Source organism: Actinoallomurus liliacearum (assembly GCF_039542035.1).
GTDB lineage: Bacteria > Actinomycetota > Actinomycetes > Streptosporangiales > Streptosporangiaceae > Actinoallomurus > Actinoallomurus liliacearum.
The window spans coordinates 570,416-585,604 of record NZ_BAABHJ010000040.1 but is presented as its reverse complement, the minus strand read 5'-3'; the positions used below and the strand labels follow the sequence as shown (position 1 = coordinate 585,604).

The following is a 15,189-nucleotide window of genomic DNA, read 5'->3' as shown; positions in this document are numbered from 1 at the left end:
CGAAGTTTCCCGACCGCTGGAATAGGAGAACGGCGTCGAAAAGGGCAGGATGACTCCATGGAGCACCAGAACCTTCTCGGCGGGCCGGCCCCGACCGAGCTGCCGGACATCGACGAAGCCCGACAGTCCCTGGAGGCCGGCGTCGACCCCTTCGAGGTCGCCGCCCGTTTCCCGGCGTACCCGGCCGCCTGGGCCGAGCTCGCCGATCGCGCCTTCGGGAAGGGCGACGTGATCGAGTCGTACGCCTACGCGCGCACCGGTTACCACCGCGGACTCGACTCGCTCCGCCGCGCGGGGTGGAAGGGCCAGGGCCCGATCCCCTGGGAGCACGCGGCGAACCGCGGGTTCCTGCGCGCCCTGCACGCCCTCGGCCGGGCCGCCGCGGCGATCGGCGAGGAGGACGAGGCCGAGCGCTGCCGGACGTTCCTGCGGGACTCCAGCCCAACGGCGGTCGCGGTTCTGGCCACCTGACCGGCTCCTACCGTTTTCCTCGCGGTCATCCGGCGGGTACCCTCTGATCGCAAGAGCCCCTGTCGCTGCTGCTTGCGCCAGGGGCTTCGTCGATGCCAGGGGAGAGAGCTCCTATGCCGGCCATCGTGCTCGTCGGCGCCCAGTGGGGTGACGAAGGCAAGGGCAAGGCCACCGATATTCTCGGCGGCGACGTCGACTATGTCGTCCGATACCAGGGCGGCAACAACGCGGGGCACACCGTCGTCATCGGCGACCAGTCCTACGCCCTGCATCTGCTTCCGTCAGGGGTACTCTCCCCGGACGTCGTACCCGTGATCGGAAACGGCGTGGTCATCGACCCGGGAGTGCTGCTGGAGGAGATCGACGGCCTACAGGCGCGCGGGGTGAGCTGCGACCGGCTGTTGATCTCGGCCAACGCGCATTTGATCATGCCGCACCACAAGGCCCTCGACAAGGTGAGCGAGCGGTACCTCGGCAAGGCGCGGATCGGCACCACCGGCCGCGGCATCGGGCCGGCGTACGGCGACAAGATCGCCCGCATGGGCATCCGGGTGCAGGACCTGCTCGACCCCGGCATCCTGCGGCAGAAGCTCGAGCTCGCGCTGCGCGACAAGAACCAGATCCTCGCCAAGGTCTACAACCGGCGCTCCATCGATATCGACCCGATCATCGAGGAGTACGTCGCGTACGGTGAGAGGCTGCGCCCGCACATCGCCGACACCGCGCTCGTCGTCAACAAGGCGCTCGAGGAGGGCAAGCTGGTCCTGCTCGAGGGCGCCCAGGGCACGCTCCTCGACGTCGACCACGGCACGTACCCCTTCGTCACGTCCTCCAGCCCGACCTCGGGCGGGGCGTGCGCGGGCTCGGGCGTCGGCCCGACCCGCATCACCAAGGTCATCGGCATCCTGAAGGCGTACACCACCCGCGTCGGCTCCGGGCCGTTCCCCACCGAACTGCTCGACGAGACGGGCGACTGGCTGCGCACGACCGGCGGCGAGTACGGCGTGACGACGGGCCGGAACCGCCGCTGCGGCTGGTTCGACGCGGTGATCGCCCGGTACGCCACGCGCGTCAACGGCGTGACCGACTACTTCCTCACCAAGCTCGACGTGCTGTCGGGCCTGGAGAAGATCCCGGTCTGCGTGGCGTACGATATCGACGGCGAGCGCTGTGACGAGCTCCCGATGACGCAGACCGGGTTCCACCACGCCAAGCCGATCTACGAGGAGCTGGACGGCTGGCACGAGGACATCTCCGACTGCAAGACGTTCGAGGACCTGCCGAAGAAGGCGCAGGACTACGTCCGGGCGCTGGAGGAGATGTCGGGCGCCCAGATCAGCGCCATCGGCGTCGGACCCGGCCGCGATCAGACACTTCAACTGCGCTCTCTCGTCTGACCTGCCGACTTGACGGCCCTGCCTTCCGCAGGGCCGTCAAGTCGTTCGCGACCAGCCCCTCATCGGGCTGGTCTTTTTTCGTGATGCCCTGGTACACGAAGATCACGGGCTGTAGTCTTTGCGACTTATATGAGTACTGCCCCGAAATGTGGCGCGCTCGCGTTTCCCCCTTCCCGCATCGAGGATCTGAGGAGCGATACATGACGGCGGTCGCCTTCGTGTGCCTGACGGCCGGGCTCCTGGTCGCCGTGGTGCTGCTCGTACGGGAGCGGCAGATCGCCTCCCGGCTACGCCGGCAGGCCGGCGCGCTGGAGGAGACGGCCCGCATCCGTAACGAGGAACTGCGCTACCTCGTCACGGTGCGCGTCCCGGCGCTGGTGGAGTCCCTTTACGGCAAGCCGGTCGCGGTGCCCGGCCCGCGCAACCCGAGTTTCGCCGGAACCAGCGCCGAACAGGGCATTCGGGCGATTCTGGCGACATTCTCGGAATACGCCGAACGCGCGAAGGAGCGGGCCGACCAGGCGGCCAAGGTCACGGTGAAGGCCATGATGCGCGCCGTGCAGAGCCTGGCCAACGAGCAGCAACTCGCCATCTCCACCATGCAGGAACGTCACGACGACCCCGACGTGCTCGAGGGTCTCATGAAGGTCGACCACATGAACGCCCAGCTCGGCCGGCGCGCCCAGGCCACCGCCGTGCTCTGCGGGTCGTGGCCGGGCCAGCAGCGGTCCGCTGCCGGACTGGTCGACGTCGTACGTGGAGCCACCTCCCGCATCCGCGACTACCTGCGCATCGAGGTCCAGCCGCAGTCGAACGTCGCCGTCGTCAGCCGCGTGGTCGAGCCGGTGGTCCTGGCGGTCGCCGAGCTCCTGGACAACGCCGCCCGCCACTCCCAGCCGAACACCGCCGTCGAGGTCAACTTCCGGCAGGCCCACAACGGCGTCGCCGTCGTGATCGACGACGCGGGCGTCGGCATGGACGCGGAGGAGATCCAGCGGGCCGATCGGATGCTGTCCGGGCGGGACTCCGTGGACATCAACCGGCTCGGCGACCCGCCGCAGGTCGGCTTCGCCGTCGTCGGCGTACTCGCCGCGCGGTACGGATTCCGGGTGACCGTCGACAGCAGCTCGCCGTACGGCGGGGTGCGCGCCGTCCTGTTCCTCCCCAGCGAGCTGCTCACCCGGCTCGACACCGAACCGGCCCCCGCACGAAGCGAGCCGCAGCCCGTACGCGTCGAGCAGCCCGCGCCGAGCCTGCCGACCGCGCCCAGTCTCCCGACCGCGCCGAGCCTGTCCACGCCGCCCGCGCCGAGCCTCCCCACCATGCCGAGCCGACCCCCCGCGCCGCCTATGCCGCCCGCACCGTCCGTGCCGCCTACGCCGCCCGCGCCCAGCCGGCCGACCACGCCGAGCCCGGTCTCGTCCACGCAAGAGGAGCAGCGCCCGGTCACCGCGAACGGCCTGCCGAAGCGTCGGCGCGTCACCGACACGGGCGAGCGGCCCGTACCGTCGACCGAGACGTCGCCCTCCATCCGCCCGCCGCGGGATGTCGCCGCCGGGATGGGCGCCTGGCAGCGCGGTACCCGAGCCGGCCGTGCCACTGGTTCTCCGGAGTCCGAAGGGAATATCGCCGAATGACGCAGGACGCGAACAACAAGCTCGGCTGGATGCTCGACGACGCCCTGAAAATGCCGGAGACCCGGCACGCCATCCTGCTGTCCGCGGACGGCCTGCTGATGGCCTACTCCGAGCGCATCAACCGTGACGACGCCGAACGCCACGCGGCCGGGATGTCCGGGCTGCAGTCGCTGGCCCGCAGCTCGGCGGAGTTCTGCGGCGACGCGCGCACCCCCTGGCGGCAGACCGTGACCGAGTTCGACGACGGATACGCCTTCCTCGTCGCCGCCGGTCCCGGCGCGTACCTCGCGGTCTCGACGACGGAACGCGTCGACATGGAGGCGATCTCCTTCCGCCTGCAGGAACTCGTCCAGCGCCTGGGCAAGGAGCTGACCGCTCCGCCGAGACAAACCCCGGGCGGCATCACGGCATGAGCGAGCGAAGCGAGCGAAGCGAGAACACGGCGTCTCCGGTCCCTCCCCCGACGAAGGAGGACGCATGACTCCTAGTCGGCGGGAACGCGCTCTGGTCCGGCCGCACGTGGTGACGGGCGGGCGTGCCCGCCCGACCCGCAACATCTTCGACCTCGTCACGCTCGTCATGGCCGCGCGCACGGACATGACCGGCCTCAGCCCGGAGAAGCGCCGGGTCCTGGAGCTGTGCCGGGGCGGCGCCCTCTCAGTGGCCGAGGTCGCCGGTCACCTCTCTCTTCCCCTCAGCGTCGTCAAGGTCCTGCTCTCGGATCTGGTGGACAGCGGCCACATCGTGACCCGGGTCGGCGGGCCGGACGACGGCGAGACCTCGACCCGGCTTCTCCAGGAGGTGCTGAATGGACTCCGCGCTCGTCTCTGATGGCACCTATGTGCGCGAGACCGTACGGACCTCGGTCAAGCTGTTGATCGTCGGTCACTTCGCCGTCGGCAAGACGACGCTGGTCGGCACGCTGTCGGAGATCCGGCCGCTGCGCACCGAGGAACGGATGACGCAGGCCGGCGCCTTGATCGACGACCTCGCCGGGGTCCCCGACAAGGAGACGACCACCGTCGCCATGGACTTCGGCCGGCTGACGCTGACCGACGACCTCGTGCTGTACCTGTTCGGCACTCCCGGGCAGCACCGGTTCACGCAGCTGTGGCACGACCTGTCACGCGGGGCCCTCGGCGCGCTCGTGCTGGCGGACACCCGGCGGCTCGAGCAGTCCTTCGACATCATGGGCTTCCTCGAGGAGCAGAAGCTGCGGTACGCCGTCGCCATCAACCAGTTCGACGGCGCGCCGACCTTCGCCGAGGAGGAGCTGCGCGAAGCCCTCGACCTGCTGCCCTCGACGCCGCTGATCACCTGCGACGCCCGGGATCGGGTGTCCTCGACCCGCGCGCTGATCACTCTCGTCGAGTACCTCATCGCGATCCAGAACGGGAGCATTCGTGAGTTCTGACGCGTTCGCGGCCGGATGTCCCGCCCACGGCGGACGGACGCCGCTGTACGGTCCGGATTTCGCAGCCCGCCCGCAGCGCGTCTACGAGGCCCTACGCCGATACGGTCCGGTCGCTCCCGTCGAGCTGGCCCCGGGTGTCCCGGCGTCCCTGGTCATCTCGTACAGCGCCGCCCTCGACGTGCTGCGCGACCCCGTCACCTTCCCGAAGGACGCCCGCCGGTGGCAGCAGGGCGTCCCGCCCGACTGCCCGGTCCTGCCGTTCATGATGTACCGGCCGGCCTGCAACCTGTCGGACGGCGCCGCACATGTCCGGCTGCGCACGGCGATCGCCGACAGCCTGTCCAGGGTCGACTCGACCATCCTGCGTGAGTCCGTCGAACGCAACGTCGAGGCGCTCATCCGGGGGTTCTCCGAGAAGGGCACAGTGGACCTGCGCGCCGAGTACGCGCTGCTCCTGCCCATCCTGGTGTTCAACGAGATCCTGGGCTGCCCGTCCGACATCGGAACCCGCATCGTCGTCGGGATGCGGGGTTTCGTCGAGAACGTCGACACGGCGAACAGCAACCAGATCATGATGAAGGCCGTGGCCGAACTGGTCGCGCTCAAGCGCGCCCGACCGGACCAGGACCTGACGTCGTGGCTGATCGCCCACCCGGCCCAGCTCACCGACGAGGAGCTGATCGAGCAGATCGCCCTGCTCGTGGGCCTCGCCACCGAGCCGGAGCAGAACCTCATCGCCAACGCGCTGCTCCTGCTGCTGTCCGACGACCGGTTCGCCGGCGACCTGTCCGGCGGCAGCCTGCCCGTCGAGGACGCGATCGACGAGGTCCTGTGGGCCGACCCGCCGCTGGCGAACTGGGCGGTCAGCTACCCCACGCAGGACGTCGACCTGCGTGGCGTACGGCTGCCGGCGGACCAGCCGGTCGTCATCGGCTTCGCGGCCGCCAACACCGACCCGGCGGCCGCGTCCACGAACCGGGCGGGCAACCGCGCCCACCTGGCCTGGGGGGCGGGTCCGCACAAGTGCCCGTCGCAGGGCGAGGCGCGCATGATCGCCTCGGTCGCCATCGAGAAGGTGCTCGACGCCCTGCCGGACATGGAGCTGGCCGTCCCCGCGAGTCGGCTGGAGTGGCGGCCCGGGTTCGCCCAGCGCGCCCTGGTCTCGCTGCCGGTGCGCTTCTCGCCCATTCACATTCCGCCGCCGCCGACCCCCGGCGGTCAGGAGATGGGCCTGGCCGGCGGCCTGGCGACGGCGCTGCGCAACGCCGCTCCCCGGCGGAGCAATGCCCTGGTCCGCTGGTGGCGCGGCGACTGATCCTGCCTCCGCGCGGGCGACTGGGCCTGTGTTCCGCTCGGCGGCCGAGGCCGTCTGCGGCACGGTGACCGGGCAGGACGCGCGGCGACTCGTCGCCGCGCTCAGCCGGCCGACGGCAGCCGCACCGTCACGACGAGACCGCCGCCCTCCCGGGGGACGGCGGTCACGGTACCGCCGTGGGCGGTCGCGATGGCGCGGACGATCGACAGTCCCAGACCGGTGCCCCGGTCGGAGCGCAGCCGGTCGCTCCGCAGCCGCCGGAACGGCTCGAACAGCGTCTCGACCTCGTAGGCCGGGACGACCGGGCCGGTGTTGGCGACGACGACCTCGGCGAGCCGCGCGCTCCGCCGGGTGGACAGCCACACTCCACCGCCGTCGACGTTGTACCTGGTCGCGTTCTCGACCAGGTTCTGCACGAGCCGTTCCACGAGGACCGGGTCGCCCTCGGTCGGGGCGCGGTCGAGGGCGCGGCGCACGGTCAGGCCGCGGCCGTCCGTCTCGGCCTTGGCCTGGTCGAGGACGTGCGCGCCCACGTCGGCGAGGTCGAGCGGTGACGTGTCGACGACGGAGTTCTCGCTGCCGGCGAGGGTGAGCAGCCCTTCGATGAGCCGCTCGTGCCGATCGCCGACGATGAGCAGCGACTCTCCGAGTCGCCTGACGTCCTCGCCGGCGCCCGGGCGGCGTACCGCCACGTCGATGAGGGTCCGGTTGATGGCCAGGGGCGTACGCAGCTCGTGGGAGGCGTTGTCGACGAACCTCCGCTGCCCCTCGAACGCCCGGGCCAGCCGCTCCAGCATCATGTCGAACGTGTCGGCCAGCTCTTTCACGTCGTCGCGCGGCCCGGTGTAGGCGATCCGCTCGGTGAGGTTGCGGCTGTGCGCCACGCGACGGGCGGTCTCGGTGATCCGGTGGACGGGCCGCAGCGCCCGGTCGGCGAAGAACCAGCCGAGCCCGAGCGCGGCCGCGCCCACGACCGCCAGCGCGATGCCGCCCTGGGTGAGCAGCGAGTCGAGCGTCTGCTGCGCCGAGTCCTCCCGCGCCTTCAGGAGCATGCCCTTCGTCTGATTGGCCGTGTAGACGGCCTGCCTGGACGTGTACACCTTGCCGGGAGCGGGCGTGGCCGGGTTCGCCTCGCCGGGTGCGGCGGTCCGCTCGATCTGGACGGCCGTCACGCCGGCCGGTCGGTCCGGCTGGATGTTGTTCTTGGCGAGGAGGTAGGTCAGGGTCAGCATCACGATGCCACCGACCAGGAACAGCCCGCCGTACACCAGTGTGAGCCGGACGCGGATCGTGGGCTGCAGCCGCTGTGCGAGTGGCCTCATGTGATGCGGTACCCCACTCCCTGGACGGTCTCCACGACGGGCGGGTCGCCGAGCTTGCGGCGAAGCTTCATCATCGTCACCCGTACGGTGTTGGTGAACGGGTCGGTGTGCTCGTCCCAGACCTTCTCCAGGAGCCGCTCCGCCGAGACGACCGCGCCGTCCGCGCGCAGCAGCTCGGCCAGCAGGCCGAACTCCTTGCGTGCCAGGTGCACGTAGCGCCCGTCCCGGTAGACCTCCCGGCGTGCGGGGTCGAGCCGGATCCCGGCGCGCTGCAGCGCGGGCGGGTCCGCCGGGCGGGCGCGCCGGCCGAGCGCGTGGATCCGGGCCACCAGCTCCTCGAAGGCGAACGGCTTGGTCAGGTAGTCGTCCGCGCCGAGCCCGAGCCCCTCCACCCGCGCCCGTACCGCGGCGGCGGCGGTGAGCATCAGCACCCGCACGTGCGCCCCGGACTCGACGACCGCCCGGCAGACGTCGTCGCCGTGCACGACCGGCAGGTCGCGGTCGAGCACGAGCACGTCGTAGTCGTTGACGCCGAGGAGTTCGAGCGTGGCGTCCCCGTCGTAGGCCACGTCCACGGCGAGGGCCTCCGCCCGCAGCCCCTCGGCGATCGAATCGGCGAGCATCCGCTCGTCCTCGGCGATGAGTACGCGCACGTTTCCCGTCCAGAACTCGTTCGACGAACGTCGTGGAACAGCGTGCGCCATCGCGCATAACGCCGGCATAACCACAACCGGTTACGCCCGGGTTATCGACCGACGATTTGACTCCTCGCAGTTCGCCGGGAAGCGCCCGGCGAAGTCGTGGGGAGACGACGCATGCGAAGAAAGACGATCCCGGCGCTGGTCCTGGCGCCCGCGCTCCTCTTCGGCCTGCCGGCCTGCGGGTCGGGGCACAAGACGACGAACGCCCAGGCCAGTGCCTCGAGTGATCTGGCGAAGATGCGGGCGTACGCCAAATGCATGCGGGCCAACGGCGTCAACATGGCCGACCCGCAGTCCGACGGGAACGGCAGGATACGGATCGATGTCCAGGGTGGCAGTGGCAAGCCGAACGCCGCGAAAGGCTCGGACGACCAGACGTTGAAGGCCGCCCAGGCCAAATGCGGCCATCTGCAGCCGAACGGCGGGAAACCGAAGCAGCTCAGTGCGGCGGATCTGGCGAAGATGCGCGCATACACCAAGTGCATGCGTCAGCACGGCGTCGACATGCCCGACCCGAATCCCGACGGCGGCATCGTGATGAAGCGCGAAAGCGCAACCGGTTCTCAGGGCCGCACCGGCGCCGACCCGGAGAGCCAGACGTTCAAGAGCGCGGACAAGGCCTGCGCCCAGTACCGGCCGGGCGGCGGCCGGTCCCTCAACCGGAGTGGAAGTTGAGCAGGGTCCGCGTCGCGGCCCTGAGCGTGGCCGGCGTGGTCCTGGTCGGCGTCGCCGGGCTGGCGGCGGCCGGCCTGGGCGGAGGGGGTGGAACGCCCACCGGGCGCAGTTCCCTGCCGCCCGCGACCGCGCGGATCGAGCGGACCACGCTGGTGGAGACCCAGAAAGTGGACGGCACCCTCGGATACGGCTCGACGCGCACCATGGCCGGCGCGGGCGGCCGCGGCGTCCTGACGTGGCTGGCCGCGCCCGGCAGCGTGATCTCGCGCGGCCGGTCCGCCTACCGGGTCGACGACCACCCGGTGCCGCTGCTGTACGGGGCGCTGCCGCTGTACCGGACCCTCGCCGACGGCACGAAGGGCCGGGACGTCCTGCAGTTCGAGCGGAACCTCCAGGCCCTGGGCTACACGGGGTTCACGGTCGACGAGACCTACACCGCCGCCACCGCGGCGGCGGTGAAACGCTGGCAGGAGGACCTCGGCCTCGACGAGACCGGCAAGGTCGCGCCCGGCTCCGTCCTGTTCGCATCCGGCGCGATCCGGGTCGCCGAGCGGAAGGCGCAGGTCGGGGACCGGGTGAGCGGCCCGGTGCTCACCTACACCGGCACCACCCGACAGGTGGACGTCAACCTCGACGTGCAGTACCAGCGGCTCGCCAAGAAGGGCGCCAAGGTGTCGGTCGAACTCCCCGGCGGCGGAACGACCAAGGGCCGGATCACCAAGGTCGGCAAGGTCGCCACGGCGGGACAGGGGAACGACCCCACCACCGTCGCGGTCACCGTCGCCGTCGACGACCAGGGCTCCCTGGGCTCCTTCGACAAGGCGCCGGTGGCGGTCTACCTCACCAGCAGACGGCACGAGAACGTCCTCTCCGCGCCGATCGAGGCACTGCTCGCCCAGTCCGACGGCGGCTACGCCGTGCAGGTCGTCGACGGTGGGCGCGTCCGTACGGTCCCCGTGGAGACCGGCGCGTTCACCCAGGGCAAGGTGGAGATCTCCGGCTCCGGCCTGTCCGAGGGCATGAGCGTGGGGGTGCCGAAGTGAGCGACCCCATGGGAAACGAGCCGGTCGTGGAACTGCGCGAAGTACGCAAGGAGTACCCGGGCGACGTCACGGCCCTGGACGGGGTGACGCTCCGGATCGAGGCCGGTGAGGCGGCCGCGATCGTCGGGCCGTCCGGCTCCGGTAAGTCGACGTTGCTGCACCTCATCGGCACGCTGGACCGGCCCAGCGCCGGCACGGTGCACATCGAGGGCCGCGACGTGTCGACGATGTCGGATCGACGGCTCTCCGCGCTGCGTGCCCGGAGGATCGGTTTCGTCTTCCAGCAGTTCCACCTCGCCGCCGGGGTCGGCGCGCTGGACAACGTCGCCGACGGCCTGCTGTACGCCGGCGTTCCCCTGGCGGAACGCCGGCGCCGCGCACGCCTGGCCCTCGAACGCGTCGGTCTCGCCCACCGGCTCGGCCACCGGCCGCACCAGCTCTCGGGCGGGGAGAAGCAGCGGGTGGCGATCGCCCGCGCGGTGGTCGGCGAACCGGCGATGCTGCTGGCCGACGAGCCGACCGGCGCGCTGGACACCAGCACGGGCGCCGGGGTGATGGGCCTGCTCCGCGAACTGGCCGCGGGCGGCACCACGGTCATCGTGATCACTCACGATCGCGACATCGCCGCGACGCTGCCCCGCCAGATCCGGATGCGCGACGGCCGGGTCGTGGCGGACGACGTACGGGTGGAGGCCGCACCATGATGAGTGGCGATGAGCCGGCGCGGCTGAGCCTCCGGGACGCGGTCCGGGTCGGCGCGGCGGGGCTGCGCGCCCGCCCGCTGCGGGTGTTCCTGTCCGCTCTGGGGATCGCGATCGGCATCGCGGCGATGGTCGGCGTGGTCGGGATCTCGACCTCCAGCCGGGCGCAGCTCCAGGCCACGCTGGAGCGGCTGGGCACGAACATGCTCACCGTGGCCCCCGGCAAGGACTTCTTCGGTTCCGACGCCGAGCTTCCCAAGGAGTCGGTCGCGATGATCGGCCGGATGACCGACGTCCTGTCCGCGTCCGCCACCGGCAAGGTCTCCGACACGAACGTCTACCGCAACGATCACATCAGCGCGGGGGAGACCGGCGGCATCGCCGTCCTCGCGAGCCGCCTCGACCTGCCCCGTACGGCCGGTCTGAACGTGGCCGCCGGGACCTGGCTCAACGCGGCCACGGGCCGGTACCCGGCCGTCGTGCTCGGCTCGGACGCGGCGGACGCGCTCGGCGTCGCCCAACCGGGCGTCCAGGTCTGGCTCGGCTCGCAGTGGTTCACCGTCGTCGGCATCCTGAACCGGGCGGAGCTCGCACCGGAGCTGGACTCGGCCGCGCTGGTCGGCTGGGACGTGGCGGTCGCGCGGCTCGGCTTCGACGGCCACCCCACCACCGTCTACACGCGGGCGAAGGAGGACGCGGTGCAGCGCGTACGGGACCTGCTCGCCGCCACCGCCAACCCCGAGTCGCCGACCGCGGTCGAGGTCAGCCGCCCGTCCGACGCGCTGGCCGCGCAGAACGCCAGCGACAAGGCGTTCACCGGGCTCCTCCTCGGCCTGGGCGCGGTGGCGCTCCTGGTCGGCGGGGTCGGGGTCGCGAACACCATGGTGATCTCGGTGCTGGAACGCCGCGCCGAGATCGGCCTGCGGCGCTCCCTGGGCGCGACGCGCGGTCAGGTCAGGCTGCAGTTCCTCACCGAGTCCCAGCTGCTGGCGGCGCTCGGCGGCGTGGGCGGCGTGACGCTGGGCATCCTCGTCACGGCGGTGTTCGCGGTGACGCAGGGCTGGCCGACGGTCGTCCCGGCGTGGGCGATGGCCGGCGGAATCGGCGCCACGTTGGTCATCGGCGGGATCGCCGGCCTGTACCCCGCCATCCGCGCCGCCCGGCTCTCCCCCACCGAGGCCCTCGCCACCCCGTGACTCAGGAATCAGGCCCGCATAGCGGAACAAATGCCCCGCCCCGTCCGGCAGCGTGAGCCCGGGATCCCAACGGAGCGGGGCCAGGTCGTCAGGTCACGGCAAGGTGGCTGCGGTGGTGCCGTGGGGTCTCGGCCTCGTCGAGCAGGACGAGGGCGAAGTCCGCGTAGGAGATGCGCGCCGCGGTGTCACCGTGTTCGCGGATCTCGTAATGGCCGGTGCGCTCCCCCTCATGGTCGAAGTCGCCGGCCGGGCTGACGTACACCCAGTCCAGCGTGCCGCCTTCGCCACGAAACACCTCCAGACCGGCGGCGTGGGCCAGGCAGAAGGGCCGGAACTCGGCGGGGAAACCGGGCGCGTCCAACTGCCGGACCCCATCGGGGCCGGGCAGCAACACCGACAGCCCGACCGCGACGAGCCTGTCCACTCCGGCCTGCCGCAAGCCCTTGACCAGGGCGTGTGCGGCACCGGCGAAGAAGGCGTCGGGGTCGGTGCCCGCGCCGTACACCGCGGCCGCGTTGATCGCGGCGTCGTGCCCGGCCGCGAGGGTGGCGACGTCCGCCACGTCGGTGACGTCCCCGGCGGCGATCCGTACGCCATCGTCCGCCAGGCCGCCGTAGCGGGACGGGTCACGGACCACCGCGGTGACCTGGTGTCCACGCTGACGCGCTTCGGCGACGGCCTGCCGGCCGGCCCGGCCACCGGCCCCGAAAATCACGAACCTGCTCATCGTCGGAATACCTCCCGTTGACTCGATGCTCCCGGAAGGTATCCACAAGGCCGGTTACCTCCTGGATACCGAGGACGGCCACCGGCCCGGCCGACAGGAGACACCATGACGCACCGGCACCCGCTGCCTCCTGACATGTTCGACGAACTGTGCCCGTCCTCGCTGTCGCCGTTCCGCTTCGGCGACAAGTGGGCGGGTCTGGTCATTCGCTGCCTGGAAGACGGCCCCCGACGATTCTCCGAGCTCCGCGTGCCCCTGCACCGCGTCACCCCGAAAGTGCTCACCCAGTCGCTACGCCGTCTGGAGCGAGACGGGCTCGTCTCCCGCACGGTGCACGCCGACCCGAAACCGGGGGTGGAGTACGCGCTGACGCCGCTGGGGCGCAGCATGCTGGGGCCGCTGGAGGCCGCCTGCGCGTGGGCGGCGGAGCACTGGGACGAGCTGCTCGACGCGCGGGAGCAGTACACGGCCCCATGACCAGCCGGCTCCGCCGCCCTCCGGTACGCCGCGAAGGCGGCGAATCGGGCCCGTACGCTGGGGCGGGTGGAGATCCAAGGACACCGCGGGGCGCGGGGACTGTGGCCGGAGAACACCATCCCGGGGTTCGCGAGAACGCTCGAGCTGGGCGTCGACGTGCTGGAGCTGGACGTCGCGCTCACCGCGGACGGCGTCCCGGTGCTCCATCACGACCAGGCGCTGAACGCCGGGACGGTACGGGACCGGGGGCCGTGCCGGCCGCGCGACCCGCTGTTCCCGTACGTCGGCCGGCCGATCCGGGAGCTCACGCTCGCGCAGATCAAGACGCTCGACGCGGGCATCCAGAACAAGCGGTTCGCGGCCACGCAGACGCCGATCCCCGGCGCGGAGGTGCCGACGCTGGCGGAGCTCTGTGAGCTGGTCGCCCCGCACGACGTACGGCTGGCCGTGGAGATCAAGACGGATCCGTCCTGGCCGGACATCGAGACGATCACGGTCGCGGCCGTGAAGGTGCTGGAGTCGTACGGCCTGGCGGAGCGGTCGCGGCTGCTGGCGTTCGACTGGCGGGTGCTGGGCGTGGCACGGGAACTGCTGCCCGGCGGGGACCGCGTCGCGCTGGTCGAGCCGGACACGCTCGACGCGTCGTGGATGGCCGGGCGGGATCCGGCGGGCGGCCTGATCGCCGCCGCGGCCGACGCCGGGGCGACCATGATCTCCCCCAAGCGGGTCATGGTCGTCCCGGAACTGGTCGCGACGGCGCACGCGCGGGACCTGCGCGTCGTCCCCTGGACGGTCAACGAGCCGGCGGAGATGCGACGGCACATCGCGTTCGGCGTGGACGCGATCGTCACCGACTACCCCGACCGCCTCCGGACGGTGCTCGGCCGCTGAGCCGGGCTCGCAGTCAGGCGGCGCTCAGAGCCAGCCGTTGCGGCGGAAGCCGCGGTAGAGGACGAAACAGGCCGTCGCGATGACGCCGACGGCCAGCAGGTAGCCGTACTTCCAGTGCAGCTCCGGCATGTACTTGAAGTTCATGCCGTACACCCCGGTGATCGCCGTCGGCATCGCGAGGATCGCCGCCCACGCGGAGATCTTCCGCATGTCGTGGTTGTCGGTGACGGTCACCTGGGTCAGGTGCGCCTGGAGGATCGGGGTGAGCAGCTCGTCGCAGGACTCGACCTGCTCGCGCACGCGGGCGAGGTGGTCGTCCACGTCGCGGAAGTACTCGCGGATCTCGGCCGGGACGAACCGGCGGGCCGCGAGGTTGCGCAGCGGACCGGACAGGGGGCCGACGGCCCGCTTGAGCTGGATGACCTCGCGCTTCAACCGGTAGATCCGCTCGGCCTGGTTGGTGGCGTCGGCGGAGAAGACGTTCTCTTCGACCTCGTCGATGTCCTGCTGGACCGCGTCGCCCACGGAGATGTAGTCGTCGACCACCCGGTCGATGATCGCGTGCAGGACGGCGGCGGGGCCGAGGGCCAGGCGCTCGGGGGTGTCCTCGAGACGCCGCCGGACGGGGGCGAGCGCGCCGTGCTCGCCGTGGCGTACGGTCACGATGAAGTCGGGCCCGCAGAAGATCATGATCTCGCCGGTGCGCACGGTCTCCGTGCCGGCGCGCTCGACGTAGCCGACCGTCTTCATGACGATGAACTGCACGTCGTCGTAGCGCTCCAGCTTCGGCCGCTGGTGGGCGTGGACGGCGTCCTCGACGGCGAGCGGGTGCAGGCCGAACACCTCCGACAGCCGCTCCAGCTCGGCGGCGTCGGGCTCGTGCAGCCCGACCCAGACGAAGCGGTTGCGCGGCTCGGCGCCCTCGGGGAGGTCGTCGGGGGCGCGGACCAGCTCGACGGCCTCGGCGAGGCTGTCGGTGTCGACGCGCTTGCCGTCGACGTACGCGGCCCAGTCGATGAGGGCCGAGCGCTGGTTGATCGACTCACCGGCCGAGATGCGGCCGGGGCGGGCGAGCGGCTTGAACAGGACGCGGGTGGCGCGTCCGGGGCGAACCCTGGTCATGGCCATGGGGGATCCTTCCCTGGCCCGGCCGCACGCGCGACGGCGCGCGTCGACCCGAGGTCAGAGCGGGGATCGCGCGCCGGAGGCGGCCGGACGCCGA

Annotated in this window: 17 protein-coding genes; 13 read left to right on the top strand and 4 right to left on the bottom strand. The window is 71.5% G+C overall.

The features are described from left to right. The first annotated feature begins 57 nt into the window (after window positions 1-57). The 7 genes from ABD978_RS41475 (at window position 58) to ABD978_RS41445 (ending at window position 6,234) form a co-directional block, all read left to right on the top strand. The gene (locus tag ABD978_RS41475) at window positions 58-471 is read left to right on the top strand and encodes a DUF3151 domain-containing protein (RefSeq protein WP_345366826.1); all 414 of its coding nucleotides are present in this window, start codon (window positions 58-60) and stop codon (window positions 469-471) included. 113 nt (window positions 472-584) lie between these two features. After that, window positions 585-1,868, top strand: coding sequence for an adenylosuccinate synthase (locus tag ABD978_RS41470; RefSeq protein WP_345366824.1), 1,284 nt, complete (start codon window positions 585-587; stop codon window positions 1,866-1,868). Window positions 1,869-2,068: 200 nt separating this feature from the next. Next, on the top strand, window positions 2,069-3,505 hold the full coding sequence (locus ABD978_RS41465) for an ATP-binding protein (protein ID WP_345366822.1): 1,437 nt from the start codon (window positions 2,069-2,071) through the stop codon (window positions 3,503-3,505). After that, window positions 3,502-3,918: a roadblock/LC7 domain-containing protein gene (locus ABD978_RS41460; protein ID WP_345366820.1), complete on the top strand. Its 417-nt coding sequence runs from the start codon at window positions 3,502-3,504 to the stop codon at window positions 3,916-3,918. The genes ABD978_RS41465 and ABD978_RS41460 overlap by 4 nt, the downstream gene beginning before the upstream one ends. A gap of 64 nt (window positions 3,919-3,982) precedes the next feature. Further along, complete coding sequence (locus ABD978_RS41455) at window positions 3,983-4,336, top strand: DUF742 domain-containing protein (RefSeq protein WP_345366818.1); 354 nt, start codon at window positions 3,983-3,985, stop codon at window positions 4,334-4,336. Next, window positions 4,314-4,919, top strand: coding sequence for a GTP-binding protein (locus ABD978_RS41450; protein ID WP_345366816.1), 606 nt, complete (start codon window positions 4,314-4,316; stop codon window positions 4,917-4,919). Before ABD978_RS41455 ends, ABD978_RS41450 begins: the two co-directional genes overlap by 23 nt. After that, window positions 4,909-6,234 (top strand): cytochrome P450 family protein, encoded by a 1,326-nt coding sequence (locus ABD978_RS41445; RefSeq protein ID WP_345366814.1) that lies wholly within the window; start codon window positions 4,909-4,911, stop codon window positions 6,232-6,234. Before ABD978_RS41450 ends, ABD978_RS41445 begins: the two co-directional genes overlap by 11 nt. 101 nt (window positions 6,235-6,335) lie before the next feature. On the opposite strand, the gene ABD978_RS41440 is transcribed toward ABD978_RS41445, so the two are convergent. Both ABD978_RS41440 and ABD978_RS41435 read right to left on the bottom strand, forming a co-directional pair. Next, on the bottom strand, window positions 6,336-7,556 hold the full coding sequence (locus tag ABD978_RS41440) for a sensor histidine kinase (RefSeq protein WP_345366812.1): 1,221 nt from the start codon (window positions 7,554-7,556) through the stop codon (window positions 6,336-6,338). Beyond that, a complete protein-coding gene (locus tag ABD978_RS41435) occupies window positions 7,553-8,209 on the bottom strand; it encodes a response regulator transcription factor (RefSeq protein WP_345366810.1) in 657 nt (218 codons plus the stop codon). Before ABD978_RS41435 ends, ABD978_RS41440 begins: the two co-directional genes overlap by 4 nt. Window positions 8,210-8,371: 162 nt before the next feature. Between ABD978_RS41435 and ABD978_RS41430 the strand changes: the two genes are divergently transcribed. Genes ABD978_RS41430 through ABD978_RS41415 form a run of 4 tightly spaced genes read left to right on the top strand, consistent with a single transcriptional unit; the run spans window position 8,372 to window position 11,872 of the window. Beyond that, on the top strand, window positions 8,372-8,932 hold the full coding sequence (locus ABD978_RS41430) for a hypothetical protein (protein WP_345366808.1): 561 nt from the start codon (window positions 8,372-8,374) through the stop codon (window positions 8,930-8,932). Continuing rightward, complete coding sequence (locus ABD978_RS41425; protein ID WP_345366806.1) at window positions 8,929-9,975, top strand: peptidoglycan-binding protein; 1,047 nt, start codon at window positions 8,929-8,931, stop codon at window positions 9,973-9,975. Before ABD978_RS41430 ends, ABD978_RS41425 begins: the two co-directional genes overlap by 4 nt. A gap of 8 nt (window positions 9,976-9,983) precedes the next feature. Continuing rightward, window positions 9,984-10,679 carry an ABC transporter ATP-binding protein gene (locus ABD978_RS41420; protein ID WP_345367434.1) on the top strand — a complete coding sequence of 232 codons (696 nt, stop codon included), beginning with the start codon at window positions 9,984-9,986 and terminating at the stop codon, window positions 10,677-10,679. Next, on the top strand, window positions 10,679-11,872 hold the full coding sequence (locus ABD978_RS41415; protein ID WP_425550828.1) for an ABC transporter permease: 1,194 nt from the start codon (window positions 10,679-10,681) through the stop codon (window positions 11,870-11,872). The genes ABD978_RS41420 and ABD978_RS41415 overlap by 1 nt, the downstream gene beginning before the upstream one ends. Before the next feature lie 88 nt (window positions 11,873-11,960). Here ABD978_RS41415 and ABD978_RS41410 read toward each other — a convergent pair whose 3' ends face one another. Then, a complete protein-coding gene (locus ABD978_RS41410) occupies window positions 11,961-12,599 on the bottom strand; it encodes an NAD(P)-dependent oxidoreductase (RefSeq protein WP_345366802.1) in 639 nt (212 codons plus the stop codon). Between the two features lie 105 nt (window positions 12,600-12,704). On the opposite strand from ABD978_RS41410, the gene ABD978_RS41405 reads away from it, so the two are divergent. Both ABD978_RS41405 and ABD978_RS41400 read left to right on the top strand, forming a co-directional pair. Then, window positions 12,705-13,076, top strand: coding sequence for a winged helix-turn-helix transcriptional regulator (locus ABD978_RS41405; RefSeq protein ID WP_345366800.1), 372 nt, complete (start codon window positions 12,705-12,707; stop codon window positions 13,074-13,076). A 66-nt stretch (window positions 13,077-13,142) separates the two neighbouring features. After that, entirely contained in the window at window positions 13,143-13,967 is an 825-nt protein-coding gene (locus ABD978_RS41400) for a glycerophosphodiester phosphodiesterase family protein (RefSeq protein ID WP_345366798.1), read from the top strand. A 24-nt stretch (window positions 13,968-13,991) separates the two neighbouring features. Here the strand turns inward: ABD978_RS41400 and corA are convergent, their stop codons facing one another. Next, entirely contained in the window at window positions 13,992-15,089 is a 1,098-nt protein-coding gene (gene corA / locus ABD978_RS41395) for a magnesium/cobalt transporter CorA (protein ID WP_345366796.1), read from the bottom strand. Window positions 15,090-15,189 lie beyond the last annotated feature (100 nt).